This window comes from Streptomyces sp. NPDC047886, from assembly GCF_043204435.1.
Lineage (GTDB): Bacteria > Actinomycetota > Actinomycetes > Streptomycetales > Streptomycetaceae > Streptomyces.
Genome location: NZ_JBIDCF010000002.1, coordinates 794,192 through 819,118, shown reverse-complemented (window position 1 = coordinate 819,118; position 24,927 = coordinate 794,192). Strand labels below are relative to the sequence as shown.

At 71.5% G+C, this 24,927-nt stretch carries 20 protein-coding genes; 13 read left to right on the top strand and 7 right to left on the bottom strand.

What is annotated here, in order from left to right:
• The first annotated feature begins 98 nt into the window (after positions 1-98).
• The 3 genes from ilvA to ACGF5U_RS09350 all read left to right on the top strand — a co-directional run bounded on the left by ilvA (position 99) and on the right by ACGF5U_RS09350 (position 3,562).
• On the top strand, positions 99-1,337 hold the full coding sequence (gene ilvA, locus ACGF5U_RS09360; RefSeq protein WP_392712255.1) for a threonine ammonia-lyase: 1,239 nt from the start codon (positions 99-101) through the stop codon (positions 1,335-1,337).
• Between the two features lie 366 nt (positions 1,338-1,703).
• Positions 1,704-2,702 carry an ATP-binding cassette domain-containing protein gene (locus ACGF5U_RS09355; protein ID WP_392712257.1) on the top strand — a complete coding sequence of 333 codons (999 nt, stop codon included), beginning with the start codon at positions 1,704-1,706 and terminating at the stop codon, positions 2,700-2,702.
• Positions 2,703-2,737: 35 nt separating this feature from the next.
• On the top strand, positions 2,738-3,562 hold the full coding sequence (locus tag ACGF5U_RS09350; protein WP_392712642.1) for an ABC transporter permease: 825 nt from the start codon (positions 2,738-2,740) through the stop codon (positions 3,560-3,562).
• A 153-nt stretch (positions 3,563-3,715) separates the two neighbouring features.
• Here the strand turns inward: ACGF5U_RS09350 and greA are convergent, their stop codons facing one another.
• Positions 3,716-4,213, bottom strand: coding sequence for a transcription elongation factor GreA (gene greA, locus ACGF5U_RS09345; protein ID WP_392712259.1), 498 nt, complete (start codon positions 4,211-4,213; stop codon positions 3,716-3,718).
• Positions 4,214-4,463: 250 nt separating this feature from the next.
• Positions 4,464-4,871: a DUF4307 domain-containing protein gene (locus ACGF5U_RS09340; RefSeq protein WP_392712644.1), complete on the bottom strand. Its 408-nt coding sequence runs from the start codon at positions 4,869-4,871 to the stop codon at positions 4,464-4,466.
• Between the two features lie 253 nt (positions 4,872-5,124).
• Between ACGF5U_RS09340 and mca the strand changes: the two genes are divergently transcribed.
• From mca to ACGF5U_RS09300, 8 genes are all read left to right on the top strand, one after another.
• On the top strand, positions 5,125-5,985 hold the full coding sequence (mca, locus tag ACGF5U_RS09335; RefSeq protein ID WP_392712646.1) for a mycothiol conjugate amidase Mca: 861 nt from the start codon (positions 5,125-5,127) through the stop codon (positions 5,983-5,985).
• Positions 5,978-6,211: a hypothetical protein gene (locus ACGF5U_RS09330; protein ID WP_392712261.1), complete on the top strand. Its 234-nt coding sequence runs from the start codon at positions 5,978-5,980 to the stop codon at positions 6,209-6,211. Before mca ends, ACGF5U_RS09330 begins: the two co-directional genes overlap by 8 nt.
• 149 nt (positions 6,212-6,360) lie before the next feature.
• Positions 6,361-8,400: a thioredoxin domain-containing protein gene (locus ACGF5U_RS09325; protein WP_392712263.1), complete on the top strand. Its 2,040-nt coding sequence runs from the start codon at positions 6,361-6,363 to the stop codon at positions 8,398-8,400.
• Between the two features lie 306 nt (positions 8,401-8,706).
• A complete protein-coding gene (locus ACGF5U_RS09320) occupies positions 8,707-9,915 on the top strand; it encodes a glycosyltransferase (protein WP_392712648.1) in 1,209 nt (402 codons plus the stop codon).
• On the top strand, positions 9,912-11,549 hold the full coding sequence (locus ACGF5U_RS09315; protein ID WP_392712264.1) for an ArnT family glycosyltransferase: 1,638 nt from the start codon (positions 9,912-9,914) through the stop codon (positions 11,547-11,549). The genes ACGF5U_RS09320 and ACGF5U_RS09315 overlap by 4 nt, the downstream gene beginning before the upstream one ends.
• Positions 11,546-12,709 carry a glycosyltransferase gene (locus tag ACGF5U_RS09310; protein WP_392712265.1) on the top strand — a complete coding sequence of 388 codons (1,164 nt, stop codon included), beginning with the start codon at positions 11,546-11,548 and terminating at the stop codon, positions 12,707-12,709. The genes ACGF5U_RS09315 and ACGF5U_RS09310 overlap by 4 nt, the downstream gene beginning before the upstream one ends.
• Positions 12,710-12,783: 74 nt before the next feature.
• Entirely contained in the window at positions 12,784-15,165 is a 2,382-nt protein-coding gene (locus tag ACGF5U_RS09305) for a galactose oxidase-like domain-containing protein (protein ID WP_392712649.1), read from the top strand.
• A gap of 260 nt (positions 15,166-15,425) precedes the next feature.
• A complete protein-coding gene (locus ACGF5U_RS09300; protein WP_392818355.1) occupies positions 15,426-16,367 on the top strand; it encodes a glycosyl hydrolase in 942 nt (313 codons plus the stop codon).
• Between the two features lie 11 nt (positions 16,368-16,378).
• Here the strand turns inward: ACGF5U_RS09300 and ACGF5U_RS09295 are convergent, their stop codons facing one another.
• A complete protein-coding gene (locus ACGF5U_RS09295; protein ID WP_392712267.1) occupies positions 16,379-16,957 on the bottom strand; it encodes a TetR/AcrR family transcriptional regulator in 579 nt (192 codons plus the stop codon).
• Between the two features lie 42 nt (positions 16,958-16,999).
• Positions 17,000-17,689: a hemolysin III family protein gene (locus ACGF5U_RS09290; protein WP_392712268.1), complete on the bottom strand. Its 690-nt coding sequence runs from the start codon at positions 17,687-17,689 to the stop codon at positions 17,000-17,002.
• 195 nt (positions 17,690-17,884) lie between these two features.
• Here ACGF5U_RS09290 and ACGF5U_RS09285 point away from each other — a divergent pair, with 195 nt between their 5' ends.
• Entirely contained in the window at positions 17,885-19,711 is a 1,827-nt protein-coding gene (locus ACGF5U_RS09285) for a phosphoenolpyruvate carboxykinase (GTP) (RefSeq protein WP_392712269.1), read from the top strand.
• A gap of 280 nt (positions 19,712-19,991) precedes the next feature.
• Here the strand turns inward: ACGF5U_RS09285 and ACGF5U_RS09280 are convergent, their stop codons facing one another.
• Together ACGF5U_RS09280 and ACGF5U_RS09275 are read right to left on the bottom strand one after the other, a co-directional pair.
• Positions 19,992-20,384 carry a hypothetical protein gene (locus ACGF5U_RS09280; RefSeq protein ID WP_392712270.1) on the bottom strand — a complete coding sequence of 131 codons (393 nt, stop codon included), beginning with the start codon at positions 20,382-20,384 and terminating at the stop codon, positions 19,992-19,994.
• A gap of 89 nt (positions 20,385-20,473) precedes the next feature.
• Complete coding sequence (locus ACGF5U_RS09275) at positions 20,474-21,685, bottom strand: pyridoxal phosphate-dependent aminotransferase (protein ID WP_392712272.1); 1,212 nt, start codon at positions 21,683-21,685, stop codon at positions 20,474-20,476.
• 109 nt (positions 21,686-21,794) lie between these two features.
• On the opposite strand from ACGF5U_RS09275, the gene mptB reads away from it, so the two are divergent.
• Positions 21,795-23,303: a polyprenol phosphomannose-dependent alpha 1,6 mannosyltransferase MptB gene (gene mptB / locus ACGF5U_RS09270; protein WP_392712274.1), complete on the top strand. Its 1,509-nt coding sequence runs from the start codon at positions 21,795-21,797 to the stop codon at positions 23,301-23,303.
• A gap of 10 nt (positions 23,304-23,313) precedes the next feature.
• Here the strand turns inward: mptB and ACGF5U_RS09265 are convergent, their stop codons facing one another.
• Positions 23,314-24,927: an amidohydrolase family protein gene (locus ACGF5U_RS09265; protein WP_392712276.1), complete on the bottom strand. Its 1,614-nt coding sequence runs from the start codon at positions 24,925-24,927 to the stop codon at positions 23,314-23,316.

The window sequence follows — 24,927 nt, the reverse complement described above, 5'->3', positions numbered from 1 at the left end:
GTCGGTTGGTGGGGGACAGAGTACGCGGACTGTCCCGGGTCCGTACCGGCGCTGCGGGAACCGGATGGCACACATCATGAGCTGCGAGACTGGGTGTCATGAGCTTCCCCAGGCATGACCCCTTGCACCCCCTCATGCTGGACGACGTCAAGGGCGCGCAGAAGATGCTGTCCGGTGTCGCCCGCGCGACGCCGATGGAGGGCAGCAGGTTCCTGTCGCGGCTGGTGGGGGCGCCCGTGCTGTTCAAGTGCGAGAACCTGCAGCGCACCGGGTCCTTCAAGCTGCGCGGCGCGTACGTGCGGATCGCCGGGCTGCGGCCCGAGGAGCGGGCCGCCGGGGTCGTCGCCGCGTCCGCGGGCAACCACGCGCAGGGCGTCGCGCTCGCCTCGTCGCTGCTCGGGGTGCGCTCCACGGTGTTCATGCCGGTCGGCGCCCCGCTGCCGAAGGTGGCGGCGACGCGCGAGTACGGCGCCGAGGTGCGGCTGCACGGGCAGGTGGTGGACGAGGCGCTCGCCGCGGCGCAGAGCTACGCCCGCGAGACCGGCGCGGTGTTCATCCACCCCTTCGACCACCCGGACGTCATCGCGGGCCAGGGCACGGTCGGTCTGGAGATCCTCGAACAGTGCCCGGAGGTGCGGACGATCGTCGTCGGCATGGGCGGCGGCGGGCTGGCCGCGGGCATCGGGCTCGCGGTGAAGGCCCTTCGCCCGGACGTCAAGGTGGTCGGGGTGCAGGCGGAAGGCGCCGCCGCGTACCCGCCGTCGCTGGCCAACGGCCGCCCCATGTCCGTGGAGTGCGCGCCCACCATGGCGGACGGCATCAAGGTGGGCCGCCCGGGGGACGTGCCGTTCCGGATCGTCGCGGAGGTGGTGGACGAGGTCCACACCGTCTCGGAAGACGCCCTGTCGTCGGCGCTGCTGCTGTGCCTGGAGCGGGCCAAGCTGGTCGTGGAACCGGCGGGCGCCAGCCCCGTCGCCGCGCTGCTCAGCGCACCCGAGCGGTTCCAGGGGCCCGTCGTCGCCGTACTGTCCGGCGGCAACGTCGACCCGCTGCTGCTCCAGCGCATCCTGCGGCACGGCATGGCCGCGGCGGGCCGGTACCTGAGCCTGCGGCTGCGGCTGGCCGACCGGCCGGGGGCGCTCGCCGATCTGCTGGGCGTGCTGACCGTGGTGGACGCGAACGTCCTGGACGTGGGTCACGTCCGTACCGACCCGAGGCTGGGGCTCACGGAGGTGGAGGTGGACCTCCAGCTGGAGACCAAGGGCCCGGAACACTGCGACGAGGTCCGGGCGGCCCTGCGCGAGGCCGGCTACATGGTGATGCCGGCGGCCCCCTGACGGCCGGTGAGGCACCGGGGGGAGGGGGTGGGCGGCCGCGTCCGGGACGTGGAGGGCCGCCCGGCGCGGGGCTTGCGGGCTGCCAGACTGGCCGTCTGGCCGTCTGGCCGTCTGGCCGTCTGGCCGTCTGGCCGTCGGGCCGTCGGGCCGTCGGGCCGACGGGGCGTCTGGTCGTCTGGGCGTCTGGTCGTGCGTAATTCCCTTGAGAGTCGCGATGTATCGCGTTAGTCTGTGCGGTGTGTCACGTGCGTTGTCACGCTCGCCGAGCCCCTCGACAGCGGCGTCCCTAAGCTGTGGACAGCGAGCTTCGGGGAGCGAAACACGCAAAGTGACCCCAAGTCGCACTGTCAACCTGGGAGACCCCATATGCCAGGCGCCATTCACGCCGAAGGTCTGGTGAAGACCTTCGGCAAAGTAAGAGCTCTGGACGGCGTGGACCTCGATGTTCCCGAGGGCACGGTCCTGGGACTGCTCGGCCCGAACGGCGCCGGCAAGACCACCACCGTCCGCGTCCTCACCACGCTGCTCCAGCCCGACAGCGGCAGGGCGTTCGTCGCGGGCATCGACGTACTCAAGCACCCCAACGAGGTCCGCAGGTCCATCGGCCTGTCCGGCCAGTTCGCCGCCGTCGACGAGTACCTCACCGGCCGCGAGAACCTCCAGATGGTCGGCCAGCTGTACCAGATGTCCGGCAAGGCCGCGAAGATACGCGCGGGCGAACTGCTCGACCGGTTCAACCTCGCCGACGCCGCCGACCGCACCGCCAAGACGTACTCCGGCGGCATGCGCCGCCGTCTCGACCTGGCGGCCGCCCTCGTCGTCTCCCCGCCCGTGATGTTCATGGACGAGCCGACCACCGGCCTCGACCCGCGCAACCGGCAGCAGCTGTGGGACGTCATCCAGGAACTCGTCGCCGGCGGCACGACGCTGCTGCTGACCACGCAGTACCTGGAGGAGGCCGACCACCTGGCCCACGACATCTGCGTCGTCGACCACGGCAAGGTCATCGCCCGCGGCACGTCCGACGAGCTCAAGGCCCGCACCGGCGGCGAGCGCGTCGAGGTCGTGGTCCACGCCCCCGACGAGATCGCCCACGGGCGCGAGGTCCTCGCCGGGTTCGGCAAGGGCGAGGTCACCGTCGAAGAGCACATGCGCAAGCTGACCGTGCCGGTCACCGGCGGCGCCAAGCTGCTCGCCGAGGTGATCCGCGAACTGGACGCCAGGGGCGTCGAGATCGACGACATCGGCCTGCGCCGCCCGACCCTGGACGACGTCTTCATCTCGCTCACCGGCCACGCCGCCGAGATCGCCGATGAAGAGGACGGGGAGACCGGCCGTACGCCGCGCAAGGAGGCCGCGAAGTGAGTTCCACGAGCACCACCGTCAGCGAGGCCGCCCGGATCGCCGGGCCCAGACCGCGCGGCGGTGTCACCCAGTCGATCGCCGACTCGCTCGTCGTCGCCCGGCGCAACCTGATCCGGATGAGCCGGATCCCCGAAATGGTGATCTTCGGACTGATCCAGCCGATCATGTTCGTGGTGCTGTTCAGCTACGTCTTCGGCGGCTCCATGAACATCGGCGGGACCACGGACCCGTCCGTCTACCGGAACTTCCTCATGGCGGGCATCTTCGCCCAGACCGTCACCTTCGCCACGGCAGGCGCGGGCGCGGGCATCGCCGACGACATGCACAAGGGCCTCATCGACCGGTTCCGGTCGCTGCCCATGGCCCGGGGCGCGGTCCTCACCGGCCGTACGCTGGCCGACCTCGTACAGACCGCGCTGACGGTCGTCGTCCTCACGGTCGTCGCCCTGCTCGTCGGCTGGCGTATCCACGAGGGCATCCCCAAGGCGCTCGGCGCGTTCGCGCTGCTGCTCCTCCTCGGGTACGCGTTCTCCTGGATCGGCGCGCTGATCGGCCTGTCCGTGCGGACGCCGGAGGCCGCCACGTCCGGCGGGCTGATCTGGCTCTTCCCGGTGACGTTCATCTCGAACGCGTTCGTCGACTCCGGACGGATGACGCCCTGGCTGCGGCACATCGCCGAATGGAACCCGTTCAGCGCCACCGTGCAGGCGTGCCGCGAGCTCTTCGGGAACCCGGGCGTCTCGCAGTCCGACGCCTGGCCCATGCAGCACCCGGTGCTGGCCTCGATCATCTGGTCCCTGGTGATCATCGCGGTGTTCCGCACGCTGGCCGTGCGCAAGTACCGCTCGGCCGCCGCCTGAGCCGTCACCCGACCGCCAACCGACCGCCACCAGGGCGACCGCTCCGGCAGGAGAACCGCCGGCACGAGACCCCGGAGCACCGGCAGGAGGCACACGAAGGGCCGGGTCCGCGTTCACCGCGGCCCGGCCCTCCGCATGCGTACGTCGCGGGGCTCAGCCCTGGTACGGCTTGGCGTCGAGGATCTTGACCGAGGCCGTCTTGCCGTTCGGCAGCTCGTACGCGGCGTCCTCGCCGACCTTCTTGCCGTTCACACCGGAGCCGAGCGGCGACTGCGGCGAATAGGTCTCGATCGCCGAGCTCGCGTACTCGCGGGAGGCGAGCAGGAACGTCAGGGTGTCGTCCTCGTCGCCGTCGAAGGCGATCGTGACGACCATGCCGGGGGCCACCACACCGCTCGCCGCGGGCGCCTCGCCCACCTTCGCGTGTTCCAGGAGCTGGGTGAGCTGGCGGACGCGCAGCTCCTGCTTGCCCTGCTCCTCCTTGGCCGCGTGGTACCCGCCGTTCTCGCGCAGGTCGCCCTCCTCGCGCGCCGCCGCGATCTTGGCAGCGATCTCGGTTCGCGCGGGACCAGACAGGTACTCCAGCTCGGCCTTGAGCTGGTTGTACGCCTCCTGGGTGAGCCAGGTGACGTTGTCGCTGGTCTGGGTCACAGGTGCTCCTCGTCGGTGCTGGGAATACAAAGCATCGCCCTATCCAGAAGGATGCTGCCTTACTGGAAGGGCGAAACCACGAGCCTAACAATTCCGGGCGGGAAGGGGGAGGACGAATGTCACGGAACTTACGACTCCGCAGGTCAGCCGTTACCGGTAGGGCCGCGCACCGGACGTGTCGGCCGTCCGGGTGCCGGGGGCGCGGTCCCGGCGCGCGGTCCGGTGCGCGGTCCCGGCGGCGCCGGACGCGTCAGTCGGCGGTGCAGCCGAGCAGCTCGGCGGCGGTCGCCTTCTCGGTCGTACGGACCGTGACGACCTGGTCGATACGGTCCTGCCGCTGGTCGAACCTGACGTCCTTGCGGCCCACCTCGGCACCGCTCTCCGCGAGAGCGCGCAGGGTGCAGTACCCGGTGGCGGCGGTCTCCTTGCGGACCTCCAGATGCACCTGCACATGATCGGCGGCCGACACATCGAACTTGATCATCTCGGCGCTGATCCGCTGCCCGGCGATGTAGTCGTAGCCGAACCAGCCGACGAGGGCGATCAGCCCGGTACCCAGCACCGCGCCGACGACCTTGAGCCCGCGGTCGGTGCGCTCCTCCGCCGGCCGGCCGTAACGGCCCTCGGGCAGCCGCACGCCGCCCTCGGGGGCCCGCATGCCGCCCTCGGGAAGCGGCGCGTCGCCCTCCGGGAGCCGCGCGTCGGAGCCGTCGATGCCGCGGCCGCCTGCCCCGCTCATGCCCGTTCCTCTCGTACGCCGGACGACGGAATTTTCCGCGCGCCGATTCCGTCACTATAGAAGCCGCCCTCCAGCCCCCAGCCCTCCAGCCCCCAGATCTACGTCCTTCGGGACGGCCCGGATACATCGACCAATCAATGAGGACCGAGTCTTGACTGAGCAGCTGCGACTGATGGCCGTGCACGCCCACCCCGACGACGAGTCGAGCAAGGGCGCGGCGACGATGGCCAAGTATGTGTCCGAGGGGGTGGACGTGCTGGTCGTGACGTGCACGGGAGGCGAGCGCGGCTCCATCCTGAACCCCAAGCTCCAGGGCGACGCGTACATCGAGGAGAACATCCACGAGGTACGGCGCAAGGAGATGGACGAGGCCCGCGAGATCCTCGGCGTGCGCCAGGAGTGGCTCGGGTTCGTGGACTCCGGCCTGCCGGAGGGCGACCCGCTGCCGCCGCTTCCCCAGGGCTGCTTCGCCCTGGAGGACGTCGACAAGGCCGCCGGGCGCCTGGTGAAGGCGATCCGCGAGTTCCGTCCCCAGGTCATCACGACCTACGACGAGAACGGCGGCTACCCGCACCCGGACCACATCATGACCCACAAGATCACGATGGTGGCCTTCGATGGCGCGGCCGACGCCGAGAAGTACCCGGAGTCCGAGTTCGGCCCGGTCTGGCAGCCCCTGAAGGTCTACTACAACCAGGGCTTCAACCGTCCGCGCACCGTCGCCCTGCACGAGGCGCTGCTGGCGCGGGGCCTGGAGTCCCCGTACGGGGAGTGGCTGGAGCGCTGGAAGGAGTTCGAGCGCGCCCCGCGCACGCTGACCACGCACGTTCCGTGCGCCGACTTCTTCGAGACCCGTGACAAGGCGCTGATCGCGCACCGTACGCAGATCGATCCGGACGGTGGCTGGTTCCGCGTGCCGATGGAGATCCAGCAGGAGGTCTGGCCGACCGAGGACTACGAGCTCGCCAAGTCCCTGGTCGATACCTCCCTCCCCGAGAACGACCTCTTCGCGGGCATCCGCGACAATGCCTGACATGAGCGCACACCTGGCACTGACCCACCTCGTCCCGCTGGCCAAGGAGCTGGACGAGAACAAGGTGACCCCCGGCGTCCTCGGTTTCATCGTCTTCGCGGTCATGGCCGGGGCCGTCTGGCTGCTGATGAAGTCGATGAACCGGCATATGAACAAGGTCGACTTCGAGGAGGCCCCGGAGCCGTCCGCCGCGGCCGCCGCACCGGCGGCCCCCGCCAAGGAGTGACGGCCGATGACGCGGCCGCGCCGGTGACCGGCCGACTCCCGCGTCGGTGACCCACCGGCGGCCCGGTGACCCACCCGGTCACCGGACCGCCGGGCGGTACCGCTGTGTGCTGTCCGGCGCGCCAGGGGTACTGCGGCAGGATGGGCACCATGCCGAACCGACTCGCTCAGGCCACGTCCCCGTACCTCGCCCAGCACGCGGACAACCCCGTCGACTGGTGGCCATGGGAGGCCGGCGCGTTCGAAGAAGCCCGGCGGCGCGATGTCCCCGTGTTCCTGAGCGTCGGCTACAGCGCGTGCCACTGGTGCCACGTCATGGCACATGAGTCCTTCGAGGACGACGACACCGCCGCCTACATGAACGAGCACTTCGTGTCCGTCAAGGTGGACCGCGAGGAGCGGCCCGACGTGGACGCGGTCTACATGGAGGCCGTGCAGGCCGCCACGGGGCAGGGCGGCTGGCCGATGTCCGTCTTCATGACGCCGGACGGGGAGCCGTTCTACTTCGGCACGTACTTCCCGCCGGAGCCCCGCCATGGGATGCCGTCGTTCCGCCAGGTGCTCGAAGGCGTCGCCGCCGCCTGGTCCGACCGGCGCGACGAGGTCGGACAGGTCGCCGGGAACATCGTGCGGGAGCTGTCGGGACGGTCCCTCACACTGGACGCCATCGGGCCGGCCGCCGGGACCCCTGGCGAACAGGAGCTCGCGCAGGCGCTGCTCGGCCTGACCCGCGAGTACGACGAGCGGCACGGCGGCTTCGGCGGGGCGCCGAAGTTCCCGCCGTCCATGGCGGTCGAGTTCCTGCTGCGCCACCACGCCCGCACCGGCGCCGACGGCGCCCTCCAGATGGCCGCCGACACCTGTGAGGCGATGGCCCGCGGCGGCATCTACGACCAGCTCGGCGGCGGTTTCGCGCGCTACTCGGTGGACCGCGAGTGGGTGGTACCCCACTTCGAGAAGATGCTGTACGACAACGCGCTGCTGTGCCGGGTGTACGCCCGTCTGTGGCGGGCCACCGGCAGTGGGCTCGCGCGGCGCGTCGCCCTGGAGACGGCCGACTTCATGGTGCGTGAACTGCGTACTCCCGAGGGCGGGTTCGCCTCGGCGCTGGACGCCGACTCCGACGACGGTACGGGCAGGCACGTCGAGGGCGCGTACTACGTGTGGACGCCGGAGCAACTGCGCCTCGTCCTCGGGGACGACGACGCCTCGTACGCCGCGCAGTACTTCGGGGTCACCGACGAGGGCACTTTCGAGGAAGGCGCCTCCGTGCTGCAACTCCCGCAGGGCGCGGGCGTCGTGGACGCGGAGCGCGTCGGGCGCATTCGGGAGCGGCTGCTCGCCGCGCGCGACCTCCGGCCGAGGCCGGGCCGCGATGACAAGATCGTCGCCGCCTGGAACGGGCTCGCGATCGCCGCGCTGGCCGAGACCGGCGCCTACTTCGACCGTCCGGACCTCGTCGAACGGGCCACGGACGCCGCCGACCTGCTCGTACGGCTCCACATGGACGAGGGCGCGCGGCTGACGCGGACCTCCAAGGACGGCCGGGCGGGCGCCAACGCGGGGGTCCTGGAGGACTACGGCGATGTCGCCGAGGGGTTCCTCGCGCTGGCCGCTGTCACGGGCGAGGGTGCCTGGCTGGAGTTCGCCGGGTTCCTGCTCGACATCGTGCTGGACCAGTTCGCCGGGGCCGACGGTGCCCTGTACGACACGGCCCATGACGCCGAGCCGCTGATCCGCCGCCCGCAGGACCCCACGGACAACGCCGCGCCCTCCGGCTGGACCGCCGCCGCCGGGGCCCTGCTGTCGTACGCCGCCCACACCGGCTCCGAGGCCCACCGCACCGCGGCCGAGCGTGCCCTCGGGGTGGTGAAGGCGCTCGGGCCGCGCGCCCCCCGGTTCATCGGCTGGGGTCTCGCCACCGCCGAGGCGCTGCTCGACGGGCCCCGGGAGGTCGCCGTCGTGGGGGCGCGCGAGGACGCGGCGGCCCGTGAGCTGCACCGGACGGCGCTGCTCGGGACGGCGCCGGGAGCGGTCGTCGCGTTCGGGGAGCCGGACGGCGACGAGTTTCCGCTGCTCAGGGACCGGTCGTTGATCGACGGGCGCCCTGCGGCCTATGTCTGCCGCCACTTCGTGTGCGACGCTCCTACCACGGACGCGGAGGATCTTGCCGGGAAACTGTCCAACTGACCCCGGAAACAAGGTTTTTATCGGGACAGCTCCTGACTGTCACGATCTCCCTCTATTCTCATCGATCGAGGAGGGGACTTCCGGCCGCCATGGGGAGGCGGGCGCGGAGGCCGTTCGAAGGCGTCACCGGCCAGGGGGGTCCTGCCGCGAACGACCCGGACCCCGCCTCAGGGGAATGATCCGTGCCGCGGCTGGGCACGACCACGCGCTCGACCGGGTGCGGGCGCCGCCGCGGCGACAGGTCCGAGGGGGGACTTCGTGCTGTTATCGCTGCTCATCGCTGCCATATCGCTGGCTCTGTTCTGGATGGCCGCGTTCACGCTCTGGTGGCAGATGCATGCCTGGCGGACGCCGGAGACGCTCGCCGCCACCCGTTTCGAGAGCCCGCGCGGCGCCCAGGGGCTGTCGTTCTCGCTCCTGCTGCCGGCCCGCCATGAGCAACTCGTCCTGGAGCACACGATCGAGCGGCTCAGGGAGTCCGGCCACCGCGACTACGAGATCATCGTGATCGTCGGGCACGACGATCCGGAGACCGCCGAGGTCGCCGAACGGGCCGCGGCCCGCGACCCCGACCGGGTGCGGGTCGTCGTCGACACCCATGAGACGAAGAACAAGCCCAAGGCGCTGAACACGGCCCTGCCGTACTGCCGCGGCGACATCGTGGGCGTCTTCGACGCCGAGGACCAGGTCCACCCCGAGCTGCTCGCCCATGTCGACCACGCCTTCACCTCCACCGGCGCCGACGTCGTCCAGGGCGGCGTGCAGCTCATCAACTTCCACTCCAACTGGTACGCGCTGCGCAACTGCCTGGAGTACTTCTTCTGGTTCCGCAGCCGCCTCCACCTGCACGCCGCCAAGGGCTTCATCCCGCTCGGCGGCAACACCGTCTTCGTCCGCACGGACGTGCTGCGCGACGCGGGCGGCTGGGACCCGAACTGCCTCGCCGAGGACTGCGACCTCGGCGTCCGGCTGTCGTCGGCCGGCAAGCGGGTCGTCGTCGCCTACGACGCCGACATGGTCACCCGCGAGGAGACGCCCGGCTCCCTGATGGCCCTCCTCAAGCAGCGCACCCGCTGGAACCAGGGCTTCCTGCAGGTCTACCGGAAGGGAGACTGGCGGCGGCTGCCCACGCTGGGGCAGCGGATGCTGGCCCGCTACACCCTGATGACCCCGTTCATGCAGGCGTTCACCGGCGTCGTCATCCCGCTCAACGTGGCGGTCGCGCTGTTCCTCGACGTACCGATCGGGATCGCCGTCGTCACCTTCCTGCCGATGCTCACCGCCCTGGTCACCTTCGTCTTCGAGGTGGTCGGGCTGCACGACTTCGGCACGCAGTACGGGCTGCGGGTCCGGTTCGGCCACTACGTGAAGCTCATCGTGGGCGGGCCGTTCTACCAGCTGCTGCTGGCGGGCGCCGCCGTCCGCGCGGTGTGGCGGGAGCAGCGCGGCCGCAGCGACTGGGAGCTCACCAGCCATGTCGGCGCCCACCTCGTACGGGAGGAAGCCACCCCATGACGTCCACCCTCACCCCGCCCCGCGGCACCGCCACGGTCGCCGCGGCCGGGCGGCCCACCATCGTCGTGGGCGCCGCACCCGCGCCGTTCCGGTTCCGCTCCTCCCACCCCGACCAGCTCCTGTGCCTGGCGCTCCTCCTGGTCATCGCCGTCGTCCAGGCGGTCAACATCTCTGGCTTCCCGTCGTTCAGCGACGACGAGGGCACCTACCTCGCCCAGGCGTGGGCCGTGCAGCAGGGCGAGGGCCTCGCCCACTACGAGTACTGGTACGACCATCCGCCGCTCGGCTGGATACAGATAGCCCTGCTGAGCTGGCTGCCCGCTCTCCTCGCACCCGAGGCGATGACCGTGGGCGCCGTGCGCTCGGTGATGCTGAGCATCACGCTCGTCACCGCCGCCCTGCTGTACGTCCTGGCGCGCCGCCTCGCGCTGCCGCGCTGGACCGCCGCCCTCGCCGTCGTCCTGTTCGGGCTGTCGCCGCTCGCCGTCGAACTGCACCGGCAGATCTTCCTCGACAACATCGCCGTCGCCTGGATCATCGGTGCGTTCGTGCTCGCCGCCTCGCCCAGCCGTCATCTGTGGCACCACTTCGCGGCCGGTATCTGCGCGGCCGTCGCCGTGCTGTCGAAGGAGACGATGCTGCTGGCGCTGCCCGCGCTGCTGTTCACGATGTGGCGGCACAGCCACCGCGCCACCCGTAAGTTCGCCGTGACCGGGGCGCTGACCTCCTGCGTACTGATCGGCCTGCTGTACCCGCTGTTCGCGCTGCTCAACAATGAACTCCTGCCCGGCAGGGGGCATGTGTCGCTCTGGGACGGCGTCGTCTACCAGCTGTCGCGGCCCGGCTCCGGGTCGATCTTCACCGACGGCAGCGGCGCCAACAAGGTCCTCGACTCCTGGCTGTACTACGACCGGGTGCTGCCGCTCGCCGGACTGGCCGCCGCGCTGCTCCTCGCGGCCACCTACCGCTGGTCGGTGACGGCACGGGCGACGGCCGGGCCCGCGTTCGTCGTCGTGCTGCTCGGCTCCGTCGCCGCGTTCCGCACCTCCGGCTATCTGCCCGACATGTACATCATCCAGGCGCTGCCGTTCCTGGCCCTGTGCCTGGCCGCCGTCGCCGCGTCCGTCTGGGGCCTGCTCCAGCGGCGGCTGCACCGGGGCGTGGCCGTGCCCCTGTTCGGCGCCCTGCTGCTCGCGGGCGCCGCGTACACCGTGCCGCACTGGTACGAGGGCACGCGCGCCGCCATGACCGACGACCCCAACGCCCGGTTCCGCGCGGCCGCCGCCTGGCTCGACCCGGCCGCGGGGAACGTCACCGACCCGGCGAGCAAGCGCGTCCTCGTCGACGACTCCCTCTGGATGGACCTCGTCCACCAGGGCTACCGGCCCGGCACCGGCGCCATCTGGTTCTACAAGGCCGACCTCGACCCGGCCGTGTCCAGGGTCCTGGACGACGGCTGGCGCGACATCGACTACATCGTCTCCACCCCCACCGTCCGCCGTGACGCGAAGGACCTGCCCACCGTGGCCGACGTGCTGGAGCACTCCGAACCCGTCGCCACGTTCGGCGAGGGCGAGCAGCGCGTCGAGATCCGCCGCACGGTCCCCGACCGGACCGGCGGTGACGCCCGGTGACCAGCCCCCTCATCCGGGAGAGCGACCTCCATGTCGCCGCGCCGGCCGCCGTCACCGTCGTCGTGCCGACCTTCAACGAGGCCGGCAACGTACGCGAGCTGCTGGGCCGGCTCGCCGCGTCCACCGTCGGCCACCTGCCGTACGAGGTGGTCTTCGTGGACGACTCCACCGACGACACCCCCGACATCGTCCGCGAGGCCGCCCCCGACTTCCCGTTTCCCGTCACGCTCATCCACCGCGACGAACCCGTCGGCGGGCTCGGCGGCGCCGTCGTGGAGGGCCTGCGGGCCGCCGCGGCCGACTGGGTCGTCGTCATGGACGGCGACCTCCAGCACCCGCCCGAGCTGATCCCCGAGCTGATCGCCCGGGGCGAGGGCACCGGCGCCGACCTGGTCGTCGCCAGCCGCTACGCCAGGGGCGGCAGCCGCGCCGGACTCGCGGGCGGCTACCGCGTCCTCGTGTCCCGCGTGTCGACGCTGCTCACCAAGGCCCTGTTCCCGCGCCGCCTGGGCGGGGTCAGCGACCCGATGAGCGGCTTCTTCGCCGTCCGCAGGGCGGCCGTCGAGGCGGACGGGCTGCGGCCCCTCGGCTACAAGATCCTGCTGGAACTGGCGGTCCGCCGCCGCCCGGAGTCCATCACGGGCGTCGCCGAGGTCCCGTTCGCGTTCCAGGAGCGGTTCACCGGCCTGTCGAAGTCCTCACCCCGCGAAGGGCTCAGGTTCCTGCAGCACCTCGCGGGCCTGCGCACCGGCTCCGCCATGTCCCGGATGGTCGTCTTCGGGCTGATCGGACTGACCGGGTTCCTGCCCAACCTGGCCGCCCTGTACCTGCTGACCGGCGCCGGGCTGCACTACCTGCCTGCGGAGATCATCGCCAACCAGTTCGGCGTCACCTGGAACCTGCTGCTCACCGAGGCGCTGCTCTTCCACCGCGAACGCGGGCACCGCCACTGGGCGGACCGCTGGACCCGGTTCGCGCTGCTCGCCAACGCCGATCTGCTGCTGCGCATACCGCTGATCGCGCTGCTCGTGGCGTACCTCGGCATGACCGCCGTGCCCGCCACCGCCCTCGCACTCGTCGCGACGTTCGTCCTGCGCTTCGCCGCGACGCAGGCCCTGATCTACGTACCACGTCCACGCAAGAGGAGGCCCGCACCGTGACACCACAACCACGACACCGGCGCGTACGCACCCGGTGGCGGCGAGCGATCGCCGGCACCGCCCTCCTCGCGCTGATAAGCGGCGGCCTGTCGCTCACCACCGCCGAACGGGCCGAGGCCGGGGTGAACCTGCTGGTCAACCCGGGGTTCGAAACCCTCAAGCCGGAGGGCACGCCGCGCTGCTGGGACATCTACGGCTGGGGCGACAACGACCACGCCTTCCGTCTCACCGATGACGCGCACAGCGGTGGGAAGGCCATGGAGCTGACGCTGACCCGCAGGGCGGACGGCGACCACAAGGCCATGATGTACGAGACGCCGTCCTGCGCCCCCAACGTGACGCCGGGTCATCAGTACGACCTGTCCGTCTGGTACAAGTCGACCAGCCCCGACATCGCGGTGACGCTGTTCCGCCGGGACGCCCGGCAGGGCTGGGTGTACTGGACCGATGTGATGACGCCGCCGATGAGCGCCGGCTACCGGCGGGCCGAGGTGCGCACCCCGCCCGTACCACCGGGCACCGACCAGATCAGCTGGGGTGTCTCCCTGTACGGCACGGGCACGCTCACCACCGACGACTACACGATGGAGGACGCGACGCTGCCGGCGGCGGGGGAGGCGTGCACGGCCGGCAAGGCGTGCACGGAGGGCGCCTGGGAGGTGCTGCCGTTCCAGAACCCGGTCCGGTCCATGCACGCGGTCGTCCTCAGGACCGGGAAAGTGCTGCTGGTGGCCGGCTCGGGCAACGACCCCGAGCAGTTCGCCGCGGGTACGTTCGAGACCGCCGTGTACAACCCCGCCGACGGTTCGTTCAAGCGGATCCGTACGCCCATCGACCTGTTCTGCTCCGGCCATGTGCAGCTCGCCGACGGCAAGGTGCTGATCATGGGCGGCAACAAGGGCTACCCGTCCGACGACGGGAAGATCGGCTACCAGGGCTACAAGGACTCGTACCTGTTCGACCCGGAGACCGAGACCTACACCCGCACCAACGACATGAACGACGGCCACTGGTACCCGTCGGCGACCGTCCTCGGCAACGGTGACGTGATCTCGTTCGGCGGGCTCCGGGAGGACTCCACCGGCTCGGTCACCGCCGAGAGGTGGTCGGCCGCGCAGAACAAGTGGCTGCCGCTCGGCGAGGTCAACCAGACCTGGTCGTACTGGGGCCTGTACCCGTCGATGATCCTCATGCAGGACGGCCGGCTGTTCTACTCCGGCAGCCATGTCTTCGGCAACGGCACCCCCGGCACCGGCGCCTCGATCTACGACTACGGGGCCAACACCGTCACCGACGTCCCCGGTCTCCAGAACAAGGACGAGCGGGACCAGTCGGCGAGCGTGCTGCTGCCGCCGGCCCAGGACCAGCGCGTCCTGACCATCGGAGGCGGCAACAACGAGACCAACCCGGACGCCAACCGGCTCACCGACATCATCGACCTCAAGCAGCCCGACCCGTCCTACAAGCCGGGGCCGCTGCTGCCGCAGGGCACCCAGTCCGTGGGCGGGGCGCCCCGGGCGCCGCAGACCGGCGCGCAGGGCAAGATGTACGTCTCCGCGGTGCTGCTGCCCGACGGGAAGGTCTTCGAGACGGGCGGCGCCCTGCACAACCGGGCCGATCCCGTCTACGAGGCGTCCATGTTCGACCCGGCCACCGACAGCTGGCAGCCGGGCATGGCCACCGACCCGGCCGACCGCGGCTACCACTCGGCGTCGTTCCTGCTGCCCGACGGCCGGGTGATGTCGGTCGGCGACAACCCGGGCGACGGCTCGTTCACCGACAAGGTGTCCGTGTACACGCCGCCGTACCTGTTCAAGGGGGCGCGTCCGCAGATCACCTCGGTGATCGACAACCGCTGGAAGTACGGCGACACCCAGCGGATCACGGTGGACCGGCCCCTCGTGAAGGCCGAACTGATCCGTCCGGCTGCGGTCACCCACTCCTCGGACCCCAACCAGCGGTTCGTGGACCTGCCGATGACCGTGATCGACGACCGGACCATCGACCTGAACGTGACCAGCAACCCGAACATCGCGCCGCCCGGCTGGTACATGCTGTTCGGCGTCGACGCGGGCGGGGTGCCGTCGGTCGCGGAGTGGGTCCATGTGAGCGGCCCCACCGCTCTCGACGCGCCCGCCCCGCACGTCCACGACTTCGCCGGGGAGCTCGCCCAGGCCCCGAAGAAGCCGCGGCCCCAGCGGACGTCCGCGCCGGTGAGCACGACGATCTCCGGGTGCGACCGGCACTACGGCACGGCCGACGTGTGCGTGCCGACCGCGTTCCCCGAGCCGGTGAAGCCCACCACGCGTGCCCGCTGCGACTGGCTGGCCGCCCACGGCTACGGGCCGCTCAAGGTCAACGGCGAGGACGACCCGCTGCGCCTCGACCCGGACAGGGACGGCACCGCCTGCGGCAAGGGCGACGTCAAGGCGGGCAAGCCCGCCCAGCGCCCCTAGCCGCCGGGTAGCGCGCGCGGAAGGGCCGGCCCGGTTCACGGGGCCGGCCCTTCCGTCGTCCTGTGAGATGCGCCATGCGGCCGAGGGCCTCCACGAGGCCGGATAGTGGCCGCGAACCGGATGCGATCGCCGGGGAGGCCCCGAGATCTCTGGGCGCTACGCGGAAGGCTAGTAGCGATCTCTCATTGCCAGCAGGCGCGGGTCCCTCGAAGAATGGCCGCGCCGCACAGGACCGCGGCGACCGGTCAAGAGGGGTGAGCATGAGACGAAAGCTGGCGACGATCCCGGCGATGGCGGCCGTTATCCTCGGATTCATGGCCGCACCGTCCGCGGGTGCCGTCACCTCCCCTCCCCTGGGCGTCTACGTGGGCCCGGGGAAGACGGCCGTGGTGAACGACTTCCAGACCTGGCTCGGCCGGTCGCCGGTCGCCGCGACCGATTATGTGGACCCGTCCGAGAACACCCAGTGGAATCAGTACGCGATGACGTACTGGGGTGACTGGAAGCGGGCGGAAGCCGGTCGGCGGTTCGTGCTCGGACTGCCGCTGCTGCCCAAGGGCGGAAACTTCGCGGACGGGCTCAGCGGCAGGTACGACCGGCAGTTCCAGGACCTGGCCGACATGATGATCGAGAACGGTCTGGGCGATTCCGTCGTCCGCCTCGGATACGAGGGCAACAACAGGATCATCGGGCCCTGGCAGGGGACCGACGACCCGGCCGCCTATCGGGCGATGTTCCGTCGCGTCGTCACCCTCATGCGCGCGCGTGCCGGCGCGGCCTTCCAGTTCGACTACAACATGGCCGTCGGAGCCGCCGGCAAGGTCACGTCGTTCGAGACGCTGTACCCCGGCGACGCGTACGTCGACATCGTGGGGCTGAACATCTACGACGTGTGGTGGCAGCACCCGGGCGCCACGCCCGCCGAGCGGTGGAACCACACCCTCACCACCAGGATGGGCGTGAACGACTTCAAGGCGTTCGCCGCCGCGCACGACAAGCCGGTGTCGTACCCGGAGTGGGGCCTCTACCGGAAGGGCGACTCCTACGCGGGCGGAGGCGACTCGCCCTACTTCATCGACCGGATGGCAGAGCTGGTCCGGGACGCGAGGTACCAGGCGTACTTCAACCTCGACTGGGGTGGCGGGACGCTGGACGAGTTCCCCGAGGGCAAGGCGCGGTACAAGCTCCGCTTCGGGGGCTGACCCGCCGGCCCTCAGATCCGCAGGCCGCCCCTGAGGGTGTCCAGCGCGGTGTTCATGAGCGCGACGACGTCGTCGCGCCGGCCGCGTTCGGCCCAGTACAGGGTCACCTCGCGCATCGCGCCCGTGACGGCCGCCGTGAAGACCCGTACGGCCAGGTCGTCCTGGGCCCGCCCGGTACGGTCGGCGAGGACGCGGGCCAGCAGCACCGAGGTCTCCGACATCGTCTCGGTCATCCGGGCGCGCACGGCCGGGACCTCCGCCACGAGCCGGGCCCGCTGCGCCAGCTCCTCGGGCTCGGTGGCGAGGAGCCCGCGTACGGCCTCCGTGACGACGATCCGCAGGGACTCCAGCGGTTCCTCCCCCGGGGGCCGGGCGCGCAGGGCCGACTCCATCAGCGCGTCGTACTCGTCGGTGAGGACGATGTCCTCCTTCGTGGGGAAGTACCGCACGACCGTGCTGGGCGAGACCTCGGCGGCCTGCGCGATCTGCTCGATGGTGGTCGCCTCGTACCCCTGCTCCTCGACGAGCCGGTAGGTGGCGCGGCGGATGGCGACACGGGTCTTGAGCTTCTTGCGTCCGCGCAGGCCCATGGTGTTCAGCGGCTCGGCTCGGTTCGGGGGCTCATGAGCGGCTCATGAGTGCTGGTACGCGACGAGCGAGATGCCGATGTAGTGGACGACGAACGCGGCGAGCGTCAGCGAGTGGAACACCTCGTGGAAGCCGAACCAGCGCGGTGACGGGTTGGGCCGCTTGAGGCCGTACACGACCCCGCCCACGCTGTAGAGCAGGCCGCCGACGATCACCAGGACGAGGACCGCGATACCGCCCGTGCGCAGGAAGTCCGGCAGGAAGAAGACGGCCGCCCAGCCCATCGCGATGTAGCACGGGGTGTACAGCCAGCGGGGCGCGCCGACCCAGAACACCCGGAACGCGATCCCGGCCGCCGCGGCCGCCCAGACCGCCCACAGCAGCACCCGCCCGGTGGAGTCGGGGAGGAGGAGCAGCGTCAGAGGGGTATAGGTACCCGCGATGATGAGGAAGATGTTCGCGTGGTCGAGCCTCCGGAGGACCGCCGTGGCGCGCGGGCCCCAGGCGCCCCGGTGGTACAGGGCGCTCACGCCGAAGAGCAGGCAGGCGGTGAGCGCGTAGATGCCGCACGCGATCCGGCCGCGGGTGGAGTCCGCGAGCACGGTCAGCACGATGCCCGCGATCAGCGCGGCGGGGAACATGCCCGCGTGGAGCCACCCGCGCAGCCGTGGCTTGAGCGGTTGCGGAGCTATCTCGGTCACGGTCTCGGTCGCTTCGGACGCGGGCACAGTCATGACGGAATGCTACCTACGCACCCGTAAGTCACGGGATACGAGTGGCCATGCTCACGTGAGAAGCCCTCTGGACATATGCGCAATCCCGTCGGATGATCAAATGAGTGCGGTCGGCACCGGATGAGCACACAGGCAGCGTCCGGGTCGCAGCCCCCACGGGGCAACAACCACAAAACCCCTCAAAAAGGAGCAACCGTGGCGCGCGACAACGCGGCTCCCAGCACCACTGCCCCCACCGAGCACCAGGCCCTGATCACCTGGGTCGACGAGATCGCAGCGATCACGCAGCCGGACAACGTCGTCTGGTGTGACGGTTCCGAGGCCGAGTACGAGCGCCTGTGCGAGGAGCTCGTGGCCAAGGGCACGTTCAAGAAGCTGGACCCGACCCTGCGCCCGAACTCCTACTACGCGGCCTCCGACCCGTCCGACGTGGCACGTGTCGAGGACCGCACCTTCATCTGCTCCGAGAAGGAGGAGGACGCGGGCCCCACGAACCACTGGAAGGCCCCCGCCGAGATGCGGGAGATCTTCACCGGGGAGAACGGCGTCTTCCGCGGCTCCATGAAGGGCCGGACGATGTACGTCGTCCCCTTCTGCATGGGCCCCGTCGGCTCGCCGCTCTCCGCGATCGGCGTCGAGATCACCGACTCCGCGTACGTCGCGGTCTCCATGCGCACCATGACCCGCATGGGCCGGGACGTCCTGGACGAACTCGGCTCCGACGGCTTCTTCGTCAAGGCCGTCCACACGCTCGGCGCCCCGCTCGCCGAGGGCCAGGCCGACGTGCCGTGGCCCTGCAACACCACCAAGTACATCTCGCACTTCCCCGAGTCGCGCGAGATCTGGTCGTACGGCTCCGGCTACGGCGGCAACGCCCTGCTCGGCAAGAAGTGCTACGCCCTGCGCATCGCGTCCGTCATGGCGCGCGACGAGGGCTGGCTCGCCGAGCACATGCTCATCCTCAAGCTGACCCCGCCGCAGGGCGAGGCGAAGTACGTGGCCGCCGCCTTCCCGTCCGCGTGCGGCAAGACCAACCTCGCGATGCTGGAGCCGACCATCTCGGGCTGGACCGTCGAGACGATCGGCGACGACATCGCGTGGATGCGGTTCGGCGAGGACGGTCGGCTGTACGCGATCAACCCGGAGGCCGGCTTCTTCGGTGTCGCGCCGGGCACCGGCGAGCACACCAACGCCAACGCCATGAAGACCCTCTGGGGCAACGCCGTCTTCACCAACGTCGCGCTCACCGACGACGGCGACGTCTGGTGGGAGGGCATGACCGAGAAGGCGCCCGACCACCTGACGGACTGGAAGGGCAACGACTGGACGCCCGCGTCCGAGACGCCCGCCGCCCACCCCAACGCCCGCTTCACGGTGCCCGCGTCGCAGTGCCCGATCGTGGCGCCCGAGTGGGAGGACCCGAAGGGCGTGCCGATCTCGGCGATCCTGTTCGGCGGCCGCCGCGCCACGGCGGTCCCGCTGGTGACCGAGTCGTTCGACTGGCAGCACGGGGTCTTCCTCGGCGCCAACGTGGCCAGCGAGAAGACCGCCGCCGCCGAGGGCAAGGTCGGCGAGCTGCGCCGCGACCCGTTCGCCATGCTGCCGTTCTGCGGCTACAACATGGGCGACTACATGGCGCACTGGATCAAGGTCGGCAAGGACGCCGACCCGTCCAAGCTGCCGAAGATCTACTACGTGAACTGGTTCCGCAAGAACGAGGCGGGCTCGTTCGTCTGGCCGGGCTTCGGCGAGAACAGCCGCGTCCTGAAGTGGATCGTGGAGCGCCTGGAGGGCAGGGCCGAGGGCGTCGAGACCCCGATCGGCGTCCTGCCGACCCGGGAAGCCCTGGACACCGACGGTCTGGAGCTGCCGGAGGAGGACCTGGAGTTGCTGCTCAAGGTCGACACCGAGGTGTGGCGCGAGGAGGCCGCGCTGATCCCCGAGCACCTCAACACGTTCGGTGACCACACGCCGAAGGAGCTGTGGGACGAGTACCGCGCGCTGGTCTCCCGCCTGGGCTGACCGGGCCACCCGGACCCCGTGGCCGGTCCGCACGACATCGCCCTGACCTGTGGAGTCATCCCGGGCCGGCCGCGGTGAACGGCCCCCGGAGCGACAACGCCGTCGCTCCGGGGGCCTTTGCGTATCCGGGGGCCTTCGCGCACACGCGTACGCGCTGCGGGGCGCCGCGCACCAGGGACGCGGGTGGTGCGTGGTGGTGCGTGCCGGGTGGTGCGTGGTGGGCGTGCGTGGTGGGTGGCAACCCGGTCCGCGCGCTGGTGGCGGGCGCGGACCGGGGCCGTCAGGGGGCGCCGACGAGGCGGCTGTCGCCGAGGGCGGCGGTGTGGGCGTCCATGCGCTCGGCGGCCAGGATCGCGGCGGCCGTGTCGGCCCTGGAGGCCGCGACGACCAGGGCGCGCCCGGCGAGGGCGTGGGCCCGGCGGTGCAGGGCGGGGGTGTCCGCGCCGCTCAGGCCCGCGTGCCGGGCCGGCGGGGCGCCGCGCAGTCGCGCCACCTGGTGGGCGATGCGCTCGGCCGCGGTGTCGTCGCCGAGCTCGTCGGTGACGGCGAGGAGCGCGGACAGGTACCCGGCGAGCTGGATGTCCAGCTCCTCCTCACGGGAGCGGTGCGGGAACCGGGTCTGGTCGTCGTCGGCCATCCGGTGGACCGACTTGGTGCGGATCGGTTCGTACATGGGGGATGGCCTCCTGCTCTACGACAGGAGACCATCCTACCTTGGATTCTGTCTAAAGTTGAGTCGATCCCAAAAAGGGTGGCCGGGCGTCAGTGCTGGCCGTAGCCGTCGAGGAAGTTCCCGATCCGGGTCACCGCGTCCGCCAGGTCCTTGGCGTTCGGCAGCGTCACGATGCGGAAGTGGTCCGGCTCGTGCCAGTTGAAGCCCGTACCGTGCACGACCATGATCTTCTCGGCCCGCAGCAGGTCAAGGACCATCTGCCGGTCGTCCTTGATCTTGTAGACGGAGGGGTCGAGCCTCGGGAACAGGTACAGCGCGCCCTTCGGCTTCACGCAGGTCACACCCGGGATCCGGGTCAGCAGCTCGTACGCCGTGTCCCGCTGCTCCAGCAGCCGGCCGCCCGGCGCCACCAGCGCCTCGATCGATTGCCGGCCCTGCAGGGCGGCGGCGATGGCGTGCTGGGCGGGCATGTTGGCGCACAGCCGCATGTTCGCCAGGATCGTCAGACCCTCGACGTACGACGAGGCGTGCGCCTTCGGGCCGCAGACCGCCAGCCAGCCGCTGCGGTAGCCCGCGACCCGGTAGTTCTTCGACATGCCGTTGAAGGTGAGGCACAGCAGGTCCGGAGCGATCGCCGAGGTCGGCGTGTGCGTCGTGCCGTCGTAGAGGATCTTGTCGTAGATCTCGTCCGAGCAGACCACCAGATTGTGCCGGCGGGCGATCTCCGTGAGACCGCGCAGCATCTCGTCGTCGTACACCGCACCCGTCGGATTGTTCGGGTTGATGATCACGAGCGCCTTGGTCCGATCGGTGATCCTGCGCTCGATGTCGGCCAGGTCCGGCATCCAGTCGGCCTGCTCGTCGCACCGGTAGTGCACGGCCGTACCGCCGGCGAGGGCCACGGAGGCCGTCCACAGCGGATAGTCCGGCGCCGGCACGAGGACCTCGTCGCCGTCGTCCAGCAGCGCCTGCATGGCCATCTGGATCAGCTCCGAGACGCCGTTGCCGAGGTAGATGTCCTCGACGGAGAGCGGAATGCCCTTCGTCTCGTAGTGGCTCATCACCGCCCGCCGCGCCGACAGCAGCCCCTTCGCGTCCCCGTAGCCGTGCGACTCGCCGAGGTTGCGCAGCATGTCCTCGAGGATGGCGGGCGGGCACTCGAACCCGAACGCGGCCGGGTTGCCGGTGTTCAGCTTGAGGATGCGGTGGCCCGCCGCCTCCAGCCGCATCGCCTCATCGAGCACCGGGCCACGGATTTCGTAGCAGACGTTGGCGAGCTTCGTGGACTGGATGACCTGCATGTCCGCGAGCTTACGGCCGTGCCGGACGGGGCGCCTCGTGTTTTGTGCCACGTCATCCGTGCCGGGAGCCCGGCGGGGCGCCTGTGCCGGGGCCTTAGGGTGGCTCGTCATGTGGTCCTTGAGCGCTGTCGGATGCCGCCGCCTCGGGGCGGCCGGTTCGCTCGCGGTCGCCGCCGCGGGCTGGGGCGCCGGCGCCCTGCCCGCCCGCGACCCGTGGGGCCTGTGGGTGCCGCGCGGGTCCGGTGTGACGCTCGTGGCGACCGTCGTCGCCTACGCCGGCCTGACGCTGCTCGTCGCCGCCTGGTGGCGGTACGGGCGGCTGCTCGCCCGCCGGGACCCGGCCCCGGGCGGCGTACGGGAGGTGCTCGGCACGCTCCTCTGGTGGACCGCGCCGCTGCTGCTCGCCCCGCCGCTGTACAGCGCCGACGTGTACAGCTACATCGCGCAGGGCGCCATGGTCGTCGAAGGCCACGACGTCTACCGGGCCGGCCCCTCCGTGCTGGACCCGCACGGCATCGGCGGGGACGCCGCCGCGAGCGTCGGCGGCAACTGGACCGACACCCCGGCCCCGTACGGACCGGTGTTCCTGCTCCTGGCGCAGACCGTCACCCGGGTGACGGACGGGACGATCGTGCCGGCCGTGCTGGGCATGCGGCTGATCGCCCTCGGTGCGCTCGCCCTCATCGTCTGGGCCCTGCCCCGGCTGCCCCGGCCGGCCCGGTCGCCCCGGGGGAGCCGGGGGAACGGGGACAGGAACGGGAACGGGGACAGGGACGGGGACGGGAGCGGGGCGCTGTGGCTGGGTGCCCTCAACCCGCTGCTGTTGATCCACGTCGTCGGCGGCCTCCACAACGACGGGCTGATGGCCGGCCTCATGCTGGCCGGGGTCGTCCTCGCGCTGCGCGGCCGCCCGGTCGCCGGAGGCGCGCTCGTCGGCCTCGCCATGATGGTCAAGACACCGGCCGGGCTCGCCCTGCTGTTCATCGCCGTGGCGGTCGGCAGGGCCGCGAGCGGGCCCCTTCCGGCCCGCGTGGCGAAGGCCCTGGTGCCCGGGGCGGCCGCCGTCGCCGTCGCGGCCGGTGCGAGCCTGCTCGCCGGGACCGGGTTCGGCTGGCTCGGCACGCAGAGCGTCGCCGGAGCCATCCACACCGCGCTCTCCGCCACCAGCGACCTCGGCCTCGGGCTCGGCGAACTGCTCCACCTGCTGGCGGGCGTCGACCCGGGCCCGGTGAAGCGGGCGGTCCAGTCCCTCGGCCTGATGGCCGCGCTCGCGCTGGTCGCCCACCTCGCCGTACGGGCGGGGCGCGGACGCCTCGACCCGGCGCACGCGCTGGGCCTCGCCCTGCTCGCGCTGGTCGCCCTGTCGCCGATGGTGCAGCCCTGGTACCCGCTGTGGGGAGCGGTCGTGGTCGCCGCGACCGCGTGGGACGGCCGTGCCGGGCGGGTCGTCGCCGTGCTGTCGGCCGCCCTCGTGTACGAGACGGCGCCCACGGGGGCCACGCCCGCCTACGGCTTCGTCCTGGCGGGCGCGGTGTGCGCGGCCGGCGCGTACGCCCTGTCGCGCCCCGGCCGTACGCCGCTGGCGACGACGGGCACCCCGGAGCCCTCGCGCGGCTAGCCGCACACTCCTAGCGGGACACGACCCGGGACACGCCCCCCGCCACCGGCGTACGGCGTACCGCGCGTCCCGCCAGGACATCGGTGCGCCGGCCGTCGGCCATCACGAATCTCCCGTCGATCAGGACGTACGGGATGCCCGTCGGCAGGGTGCGCGGCGACGCGAAGGTGGCGCCGGCGGCGACCGTGTCCGGGTCGAACAGCACCAGGTCCGCGCGGTGGCCCACCGTCACCAGGCCCCGGTCCGGCAGCCGCAGCCGGGCGGCAGGGCGGCCGGTGAGGTGCGCGACGGCCTCCTCCAGCGACAGCGTGCCGAGCTCGCGCACGTACCGCCCGAGGTAGTGCGGGAACGTGCCGTAGGCCCGGGGGTGCGGCTTGTCGCCGTGCAGGATGCCGTCGGAGCCGCCCGTGTGGACCGGGTGCCGCATGATCGCCCGGACGTTCTCCTCGTGGCCGACGTGCTGGAGGACCGTCGGGCCGAGCCGGTCGGCGAGCAGCAGCCGGCGCGCCGTCGGCCAGTCCGGCACACGGCGGCCGACGAAGGCGGCGAGCGCCGGGTCGCCGACCCCGGAGACCTCGACGGTGTCCCATGCGACGGGCACGCCGTGGCAGCCGTCCGAACCGGTCACCTCCAGGTCGTGGCGGATCCGCTCGGCCGTCGCGTCGTCCCGCAGCCGGGCCAGGACCGCCTCGGGCCCTCCCTCGCTCGCCCAGCTCGGCAGCAGGGCGGCCAGCGTCGTGCAGCCCGGCGTGTACGGATAGGTGTCCAGGGTGATGTCGGCGCCCTGGCCGAGCGCCCGGTCGACGACGGCCAGCAGCTCCGCCGCCCGGCCCTCGTTGACGCCGAAGTTCAGCGTGGCGTGGGCCAGGTGCAGGGCGCAGCCCGCCTCGCGCGCGACGGCGACCATCTCCTCGTACGCGGCCAGGGCGCCCGCCCCGTACGAGCGGTGGTGCGGGCAGTAGTAGCCGCCGTACGCGGCGACCACCCGGCACAGCTCGGTGAGTTCGGCGTCGCTCGCGTACATGCCGGGCGTGTACGTCAGCCCCGACGACATGCCGACGGCACCCTGCTCCAGCCCCTCGGCGACGAGCCCGCGCATGTGCCGCAGCTCGCCGTCCGTGGCCGGCCGGTCGTCCCAGCCGACCGCGTAGGCCCGCACCGTGCCCTGCGGCACCAGATAGGCGGCGTTGACCGCGATGCCCTCCCCGCCGAACCCCCGGTCGAGCCGGTCCAGGTAGGCGCCGACGCTCCGCCAGTCGAAGGCGATGTCCGCGCCGTCGCCGTTCCAGCCGCTGATCGCCGTCCGCACGTCGGCGAGCGTGCGGTCGTCCACCGGCGCGTACGAGAGACCGTCCTGGCCCAGCACCTCCAGCGTCACGCCCTGCGCCGCCTTCGCCTCGTGCGCCGGGTCGCGCAGCAGGGCGAGGTCGCTGTGCGCGTGCATGTCGATGAACCCGGGGCAGAGGACGAGCCCGTGCGCGTCCAGCACGCGCCTGCCGGAGAGCGCGGGCTCGCCCGCCCGCCGGATCGCGGCGACACGGCCGCCGGTCACCCCCACGTCGGCGCGGTACGAGGGGCCCCCGGTGCCGTCGACCACGCGGGCGCCCCGGATGACGAGGTCCAT